Origin of the sequence: Stenotrophomonas sp. 278 (assembly GCF_003935715.1) — a bacterium.
Taxonomy (GTDB): Bacteria; Pseudomonadota; Gammaproteobacteria; order Xanthomonadales; family Xanthomonadaceae; genus Stenotrophomonas; species Stenotrophomonas maltophilia_AH.
In genome coordinates this window covers 24223-32021 of sequence record NZ_RHPP01000037.1, presented here as the reverse complement: position 1 = coordinate 32021, position 7799 = coordinate 24223, and the positions used below count along the sequence as shown (strand labels likewise).

The 7799-nt window shown below is 64.5% G+C and carries 8 protein-coding genes; 4 read left to right on the top strand and 4 right to left on the bottom strand.

The genetic code is table 11. The features are described 5' to 3' along the window. The coding region (locus EGJ34_RS08510; RefSeq protein ID WP_185750112.1) for a transposase at nt 1-425 on the bottom strand (425 nt) is incomplete at its 3' end. A 305-nt stretch (nt 426-730) separates the two neighbouring features. On the opposite strand from EGJ34_RS08510, the gene EGJ34_RS08505 reads away from it, so the two are divergent. Both EGJ34_RS08505 and EGJ34_RS08500 read left to right on the top strand, forming a co-directional pair. Next, on the top strand, nt 731-1117 hold the full coding sequence (locus tag EGJ34_RS08505; protein ID WP_125360066.1) for a hypothetical protein: 387 nt from the start codon (nt 731-733) through the stop codon (nt 1115-1117). A gap of 177 nt (nt 1118-1294) precedes the next feature. Beyond that, the gene (locus EGJ34_RS08500; RefSeq protein WP_125360065.1) at nt 1295-1699 is read left to right on the top strand and encodes a hypothetical protein; all 405 of its coding nucleotides are present in this window, start codon (nt 1295-1297) and stop codon (nt 1697-1699) included. A 159-nt stretch (nt 1700-1858) separates the two neighbouring features. Here EGJ34_RS08500 and EGJ34_RS08495 read toward each other — a convergent pair whose 3' ends face one another. Then, nucleotides 1859-3250 carry an amino acid permease gene (locus EGJ34_RS08495; protein WP_125360064.1) on the bottom strand — a complete coding sequence of 464 codons (1392 nt, stop codon included), beginning with the start codon at nt 3248-3250 and terminating at the stop codon, nt 1859-1861. A 114-nt stretch (nt 3251-3364) separates the two neighbouring features. Beyond that, the gene (locus tag EGJ34_RS08490) at nt 3365-4060 is read right to left on the bottom strand and encodes an AraC family transcriptional regulator (RefSeq protein WP_125360063.1); all 696 of its coding nucleotides are present in this window, start codon (nt 4058-4060) and stop codon (nt 3365-3367) included. A gap of 173 nt (nt 4061-4233) precedes the next feature. Here EGJ34_RS08490 and EGJ34_RS08485 point away from each other — a divergent pair, with 173 nt between their 5' ends. Continuing rightward, nucleotides 4234-6333: a catalase gene (locus EGJ34_RS08485; RefSeq protein ID WP_125360062.1), complete on the top strand. Its 2100-nt coding sequence runs from the start codon at nt 4234-4236 to the stop codon at nt 6331-6333. A 15-nt stretch (nt 6334-6348) separates the two neighbouring features. Continuing rightward, nucleotides 6349-6774, top strand: a complete 426-nt coding sequence (locus EGJ34_RS08480) for a hypothetical protein (RefSeq protein WP_125360061.1) — start codon at nt 6349-6351, stop codon at nt 6772-6774. 237 nt (nt 6775-7011) lie between these two features. On the opposite strand, the gene EGJ34_RS08475 is transcribed toward EGJ34_RS08480, so the two are convergent. After that, nucleotides 7012-7734 carry an alpha/beta hydrolase gene (locus tag EGJ34_RS08475; RefSeq protein ID WP_125360060.1) on the bottom strand — a complete coding sequence of 241 codons (723 nt, stop codon included), beginning with the start codon at nt 7732-7734 and terminating at the stop codon, nt 7012-7014. Nucleotides 7735-7799 lie beyond the last annotated feature (65 nt).

Sequence of the window (7799 nt, the reverse complement as noted above, 5' to 3'; positions counted from 1 at the left end):
TGCTCAGACAGGAACGCACGAATGTCGCGAACACTCATCCCGCGCGCGTACATGGCCACAATTTTGTCGTCAAAGCCGGTAAAGCGCCGTTCGTGCTTGGGAATCAGGATGGGCCGAAAGCTGCCCTCCCGGTCTCGAGGAACGTCCAGTTGCAGGGGGCCATCCTCCGTCAGGACGGTCTTGCTGGATGTTCCGTTTCGCTGATTGCGGGTCGACTCCGGCCGCTCGCTTCCGGGTGGGTACCCCAGGTGATGGCCCAGCTCGCCCTTTAGTGCTCGCTCAATCAAGGCCTTCTTCAGGGCCGTGGTGATGTCCAGAATCTCGCCTGCGGTCGTCGCTCCGTTGGCAAGCTGCTCAACGAGCTCGGCAGGCAGGGTGGGCAGCTGACGGGCAGCGGCCTTGGCGGTCTTCTTCTTGGGTGGCATACATGATCCTTTTCAACATGTTATGCCCGAACACAAAATTCCTGACAGTCCCGGTTGCTACGCCGACAGCAAGACCTGCAACAAATCTGAAAGCACGAGCAACAGTGATCCCCCACGCTGACGGGAATTCATTGTTTCCCTGATTCCTGATGGTCACAGCCACGTACACTCCTCCTTCCTGCCGGGACGTTCCGAAATCCTTCGTGCCAGGGGTGAGACGAACCGCCACTCCTCCGACTACCTCTCTGGTGATGCCCTCAACGGTCTCCAATTGCCCGTCCGCGACGCTGCCACCGCGCTGCATCGTGTCCAGCGAGGCCGCCGGTCACGCTGAAGCACTTGCTCACACCGAAACTCGGACTGCAGATGGCTCGACATTCACTCGTCTCAACCCTCCGCAACCGCAGGACATTTTCAATCCCCCATTGAGTGAAGATGCGCAGCAACTTCTGATGCGCATTTCAGGCAACGAGGGCAAATCACAATCCGCTGCGGTGGCATCACCGCATTCGCTGACCGTTCTTTCCAGTACCGCATTTGCCCAATCGATTGAGGACATCCATGACCTCAATGAGTACACCGCGTTCGCTCTGGCGCAAGCCGGGGGAATGCCGCCAGGACTTTTTGAAGGCGGCCTTGCATCCGCACTGGATTCCATGGACGCGCAGCAGAAGCTCCAGATCGCCTTCTGACTCGTATCCGGCGGCACAGACTACCGCACCGCGATCCGGTACCTCCACGTGCCCGCTGGTGAGCCTACACTCCAGCTGGAACGGCAGGTCCTCCACGCGCTTGGCCTACCCATGGTCCGGGAGGGTGCCACGTGCTACGACGCGTATGAGCGCCTTGGTATCTGGAACGGCCCTTCGATGCGCGAGTTCGAGCTGGCCATACTTACAGAGATCGCCATACCGCGGGTACACGCTGGAGAGCCCTACAACAAGGTCCGACAGGATCTCGGCGTGCTTCCCGGCAAGGAGGCCACCGAGGTTGCCAGACAGCTGCTGATAGAGTTGTGCCTGCCTCGCGTCCACGCCGGTGAACGCTGCGGCCCCCTCGCAGCGAGCATCGGCATCTTCGACCGCGAGGCCATTTCTGCGTTCTACACTACCGTGCTCCAGGATATCGGCCTGCCGCGTGTCCGCCAGGGAATACCTTGCCCGCAGGTTCTGGGCGACCTTGGCATCAGCCGTGGGCCCGCGCGAGCGGAGTTCCTGCGAATGGCGATGGAGATCGATGATGTGGGAGGCGGGCACGTCGCCGATCGTGCGTGAAGCCGCCTCTGCGCTGAGGATCATGCCCTAAAGCACCCATCAACGTTATCGGCGGTCGACTGTCGTGCGACCCTACCGCCCCCCTCCCGGGGGATTTCGTCGGCGGCTCCATTCGTCAATAGGCAAACGGCCCGCAACTGCGGGCCTTTTGTCGTTCAATCATTCTTCGATGCGATTCCGCCTGACCCGCCTTGCCACTTCACTACTGATCGCAATAAACGCGGTCAGTGCGGCCATCGACAGGAACTGCACACGGGTCACCTCTTCCGACAGGAGCAGCCCGAAGATCAGCACCAGGATGCCCAGCGCGCCCACGGTGAGGTACGGATACCCCGCCATGCGGAACGGCAACCGGGTGCCTGCACGGTTCGCCCGGTGCCGCAGGATCAGCTGCGACAGCAGCGACATGGTCCACACCAGCAGGCAGGTGGAACCCACGATGTTCAGCAGCACCGGCAGCACCTTACCCGGGAACAGCAGCTCCATGACGGTGGCGGCGAAGCCAAACAGCACGCTGGCCAGCACAGCGATGATCGGCACCTGGCGGGGGTCGGTCCAGCCCAGCACGGCAGGCGCTTCGCGGCGCTGGGCCAGCGAATAGATCATGCGCGAGGCACCATACAGGTTGGCATTCAACGCCGACAGCAGCGCAATCACCGCAATCAGGGTGATGGCGGTGGCTGCACCCGGAATGTTGGCCACTTCCAGCACCGCAGCGAACGGGCTCTTCAGCGCCTCGCTGTTCCACGGGACCACGGCAATGATCACGCTGAGCGAACCGATGTAGAACACCAGAATGCGCCATGCGACGGTGCGGATGGCACGGGCGATGCTGCGCTCGGGGTCTTCGGTTTCCGCGGCGGCCACAGCCACGATTTCAGTGCCGCCGAACGCGAACACCACCACCAGCAACGCCGCGCCAATGCCGGCCAGCCCGTTGGGAGCGAAGCCACCGTGCTGGGTGAAGTTGCTCGGGCCCGGCGAGGTCACGTCCGGCAGCCAGCCCATGAGCAGGGCCACGCCGATCAGGATGAAGCCGATGATCGCCACCACCTTGAGGATCGCGAACCAGAACTCGAACTCGCCGAAGTTGCGCACGCCCAGCAGGTTGATGGCGGTAAAGAACAGCATGAAGGCCAGCGCCGCCATGGGTACGGGAACGGCCGGCCATACGGTGGCCAGCAGCCCCGCCGCGCCTACCGCCTCGGCGGCGATGACGATGACCAGCTGTACCCACCACAGCCAGCCCACCGTGGCACCGGCGGTAGCCCCCATGGCATCGGCGGCATAGACCGAGAACGCGCCGCTGGTCGGCTTGGCCGCAGCCATTTCGCCCAGCGCGTTCATGACGATGATGACCAGGGTGCCGGCCAGCAGGTAGGACAGCAGCACCGCCGGGCCGGCGGCGGCCACGCCCACGCCCGACCCCAGGAACAGGCCGGCACCGATGGCGCTGCCCAGTCCCATCATGATCAGCTGGCGGGGTTTGAGCGCGTGGCCCAGGCGGGCGTTGGACGAAGCAGGTGCAGCCGGAATCTGGGATGCGGGCATCGGAAGTCGAAGGCGGGCAACAGGTGCGACACGATACCGTGGATGCGCTGTCGCAGGTATCCCGCTTAGGTCATGGAGAATGCAGGCGCGCCGTGAGAAGCGCCGGGTGCCTCACTACGTGACCTGTGCCCGGTAGGCCCGGGGCGAAAGCCCCACTTCGGCCTTGAACTTGCGGGTGAACGCGCTCTGGTCGGTAAAACCGCAGGCCTGACCGACGCTGGCGATGCTTTCGCTGCCATGCAGCAAATGCATCGCCATCTGGATCCGCAGACGGGTCAGCACCTGCTGCGGGGTCATCTGGAACACCTTGCGAAAGCTGCGCTCCAGCTTGGACAGCGAGAACCCGGTGATGTCCAGCAGGGTCTGCATGCGGACGTTTTCGGCGTAATGCGCGTTCAAGTGCGCCAGCGCCAGTCGCAACTGCTCGTACTGAGTACCCAGGCTGTCCTTCTGGCCCAGGTCGCGCGAGATGCCGATCACCCCCTCGATGCGCCCGTCCACGCGCAGCGGTCGCTTGCAGGTCAGGCACCAGCCGGGCTCCCGGTTGGCGAACAGGTGCAGCTCCATCAGGTTCTCGATCACCTGACCCGCCAGCACCTGCGCGTCCTGGGTGGCGTAGTCGGCGCTGAGTCCGGTCGGGTAGATCTCGGCGGCGGTCCGCCCGATGATTTCCTTGCGCGAGCGCAGTCCCAGCCGGCGCAGCATGGTCTGGTTGATGTGGGTGTAGCGCCCATCGCGGTCCTTCATGAAGAACAGCACGTCGGGAATGGCGTCAAACAGGGCTTCGAGGTCGGCAGGTTCGACGCGCATGCGGCAGCGGGCGGCGGAGACGGGACCAAAAGGATACCGCCGATGTCGCTTGTCACCCAGCGCCGTGCTCCCGATGTGAAGCACAGGTGCAAGCAACCGCGCAATCGCCGACCTGCGATTAACGCACGTGCCGCGAAGGTGAAGCGATTCCCCCCGCCAGCCCGGAGTGCCCCATGGCCGCCAGCAAGCCCCGTCGCCCTTCCCGCCCCACCGCCCCCTCCGCCAGCGCCGATGTCCGCGGCAGCGGTGACGAACTGCATCAGCGCGCCGGTGGCAGCCATCCGGTACTGACCACCAACCAGGGCATTCCGGTCGGGGACAACCAGAACTCGCTGCGCCCCACCCCGCGCGGGCCGACCCTGCTGGAAGACTTCATCCTGCGCGAGAAGATCACCCACTTCGACCATGAGCGCATTCCAGAACGTATCGTCCACGCGCGCGGCAGTGCCGCCCACGGCTACTTCGAGCTGACCCGTTCGCTGCAGGAATACACCCGCGCCCGCGTGCTCACCGAAGTGGGCGTACGCACCCCCGTGTTCACCCGGTTCTCCACCGTCGCCGGCGGAGCCGGTTCGGTGGACACCCCGCGCGACGTGCGCGGCTTCGCGGTGAAGTTCTACACCCCGGAGGGCAACTGGGACCTGGTGGGTAATAACATTCCGGTGTTCTTCATCCAGGACGCCATGAAGTTCCCCGACCTGGTGCATTCGGTGAAGATGGAGCCGGACCGCGCGTTCCCGCAGGCGGCCAGTGCGCATGACACTTTCTGGGACTTCATCTCGCTGATGCCCGAGTCCATGCACATGATCATGTGGGCGATGAGCGATCGTGGCATTCCGCGCTCGTTGCGGATGATCGAGGGTTTTGGCGTGCACAGCTTCCGGCTGATCAACGACACGGGCGAGTCGACCTTCGTCAAATTCCACTGGCGGCCCAAGTTGGGCATCCAGTCCACGGTGTGGGACGAGGCGCTGAAGCTGCAGGCCGCCGACAACGACTTCCACCGCCGCGACCTGTTTGAGGCGATCACCGCGGGCGATTTCCCGGAATGGGAGCTGGCCGTGCAGCTGTTCAGCGAGGAAGATGCGGAAAAATTCCCGTTCGACCACCTGGACCCGACCAAGATCATTCCCGAATCGCTGGTGCCGCTGACCGTGATCGGCCGGATGGTGCTGGACCGCTGGCCGGACAACTTCTTCGCCGAGACCGAGCAGGTCGCCTACTGCCCCGCCAACGTGCCGCCAGGCATCGACTTCAGCAACGACCCACTGCTGCAGGGCCGCCTGTTCTCCTATCTGGACACCCAGCTGATCCGCCTGGGCGGCCCGAACTTCCACCAGATTCCGGTCAATGCCCCGAAGTGCCCGTTCGCCAACCACCAGCGCGACGGCCATATGCAGATGCGCGTTCCCAAGGGTCGGGTGGCCTACGATCCCAGCTCGCTGGAAGACGACAGCCCCCGTGAAAGCGCCGAAGGGTTCCCCAGCCACGCCACGCCGGCCGACGACGGCGTCAAGGGGCGCGTGCGGGCTGAGAGCTTTGCCGACCACTACACCCAGGCGCGACTGTTTTTCCGCAGCCTGGAAGCACCCGAGCAGGCACACCTGGCCTCGGCGCTCGTGTTCGAGCTGTCCAAGGTGGAGACACCGAAAGTCCGCGAGCGTACCGTCAGCCACCTGCGTAACATCGACGAAAGCCTGGCCAAGCGCGTGGCCGATGGCCTGGGCCTGACCGCCCTGCCCGATCCGGCCCCGACCGCCACCCCGGCGAAGGACATGCCGAAGGCCCCCGAAGTGCGCATCATCGGCCGCACCAAAGACACGCTGAAGGGCCGTTGCATTGGCATTCTGTTCGACGAAGGGTCCGATGCTGGCCTGATCAACAACCTGCGCAAGGCGGCCGAGAAGGCCGGTGCCCAGGTGAAGCTGGTCGCCCCCAAGGTGGGCGGCGGCACCTTGAGCGACGGCAGGCGCCAGGCTGCCGACGGCCAGTTGGCCGGCACGCCCTCGGTGGTGTTCGACGCCGTGGCAGTAGTGTTGAGCGCCGAGGCTGGCAAGCGCCTGAGCCGGGAAGCGGCCGCCATTGATTTCGTCAGCTTCGCGTGGGCGCATCTGAAAGCCATCGCCGCCGACGAAGGCGGCCAGGCCCTGCTCAAGGCCGCACGTGTAGGCAATGACCCCGGCGTGGTGGAAGCCGAAGATGCAAAAGGCTTCCTGGCCGCCGCCGCCACCCGCCAGTGGGCGCGTGAACCCAAGCTGCGCACCCTGGCGTAACCGAGGAGACAGAACATGCCCCGTGGAGATAAATCCAGCTATACCGACAAGCAGAAGCGCCAGGCCGAGCACATCGAAGAAAGCGAAAAGGAGCAAGGCCGCAGCGACGGAGCGGCCGCCCGCATCGCCTGGGCGACAGTGAACAAGCAGGACGGCGGCGGGAAGAAGAAGCCGGCGAAGAAGGCCACGAAGAAGGCTACGAAGAAGGCCACCAAGAAGACTGCAAAGAAGGCTGCAAAGAAGGCCCCAGCGAAAAAGACCAGCACGAAGAAGGCGGCCAAGAAGGCAACCAAGAAGGCCGCGAAGAAATCCACCCGGAAGGCTGCAAAGAAGGCCCCGGCGAAAAAAACAGCCACAAAGAAGGCCGCCACCAAAAAAACAGCGAAGAAAGCGACCAAAAAAACCGCTGCAAAAAAGGCGTCGAAGAAGAGAACCCGGTAGGGTCGGTCGCAAGACGACCGCCGACAACACCGCAACATTCTTTAACGCATGACCCAAAAACCGGAACCAAACCACGGGGTGCCAAACGACCCGGCACCCCGTGGGCCGGCCAACGGCCGGCGCTACCGGCTGACATTCCTTGAGCTTGGTGGCCTTATCCACCATCACATGGAGTCAGGGCAGCTGGACTGTCGGAGGAGGTAACCAGCGCTTCAATCTGCCACGCAGGGCGTGGCTCTACGAATGCTGCGCGATGGCTTTGTGGGTGACATGGCCGCGCAGCCAATCCGTAATGACACCTGCGGCAGCATCGGCGCGGGCCTGCAGCAGCAGGTGCGGGCCATCCAGCGTCACCCAGCGCGCCTGTGGTGCGAGCCGTTGCAGCGCCTGTACGCTGATCGGCCAGAGCAGGCGGTCATGGCGTGCCAGCAAGCCGAGCAGCGGCACCTGCAGGCTGCGCAACGGCCTGCGTGCATCCACACGCAGTGTGGCCGCGGCACGCTGGCGCAGCACATTGGCGGGCACTTCATTCAAGGCGTTTTCCAGTGCCTGGCGGGTTTCGCCGGTGCACCAGCGGCCCAGCAACAGCGGCACCAGTACCGCCAGGGGTGGCAGCGGCCAGGCCGGTGCGAGCAGATTGGCGAAGGCGGCGGGAACCGGTACGGGACGATGTGCGAAGGTCGTGGACAGCACCACGCCGCGCAGCGCGGGCGGGGCCTGTGCGGCCAGCAATACGGCCAAGGGACCAGCGAAGGATTCACCGAGCAGCACGAATGGTGTTTCCGGCAGCTGCAGACGTACGCGCGCGACCAACGTGGCGTAGTCCTGCGGGCCCTCCTGCGGATAGCGAAGCACCTGCGCGGGCACACCACGCGCAGCCAGCGCGTCCAATAACGGGGTGGTCAGCAGGCCAGTGCCGTCCAGACCGGGCAGCACCACCAGGGTGGGTTGAGCGTCCATGCAGGCAGCCACTACAGCGGGGGTAGCGGCATGGTGGCATGTCACCCGTGGGCGGTTCAATGAAA

What these genes read in the sequence shown, in the direction of transcription:
- EGJ34_RS08500 (WP_125360065.1), top strand. Translation starts at nt 1,295, where the DNA reads ATGCGCGAGTTCGAGCTGGCCATACTTACAGAGATCGCCATACCGCGG.
- EGJ34_RS08495 (WP_125360064.1), bottom strand. Translation starts at nt 3,250, where the DNA reads ATGCCCGCATCCCAGATTCCGGCTGCACCTGCTTCGTCCAACGCCCGC.
- EGJ34_RS08490 (WP_125360063.1), bottom strand. Translation starts at nt 4,060, where the DNA reads ATGCGCGTCGAACCTGCCGACCTCGAAGCCCTGTTTGACGCCATTCCC.
- EGJ34_RS08485 (WP_125360062.1), top strand. Translation starts at nt 4,234, where the DNA reads ATGGCCGCCAGCAAGCCCCGTCGCCCTTCCCGCCCCACCGCCCCCTCC.
- EGJ34_RS08480 (WP_125360061.1), top strand. Translation starts at nt 6,349, where the DNA reads ATGCCCCGTGGAGATAAATCCAGCTATACCGACAAGCAGAAGCGCCAG.
- EGJ34_RS08475 (WP_125360060.1), bottom strand. Translation starts at nt 7,734, where the DNA reads ATGGACGCTCAACCCACCCTGGTGGTGCTGCCCGGTCTGGACGGCACT.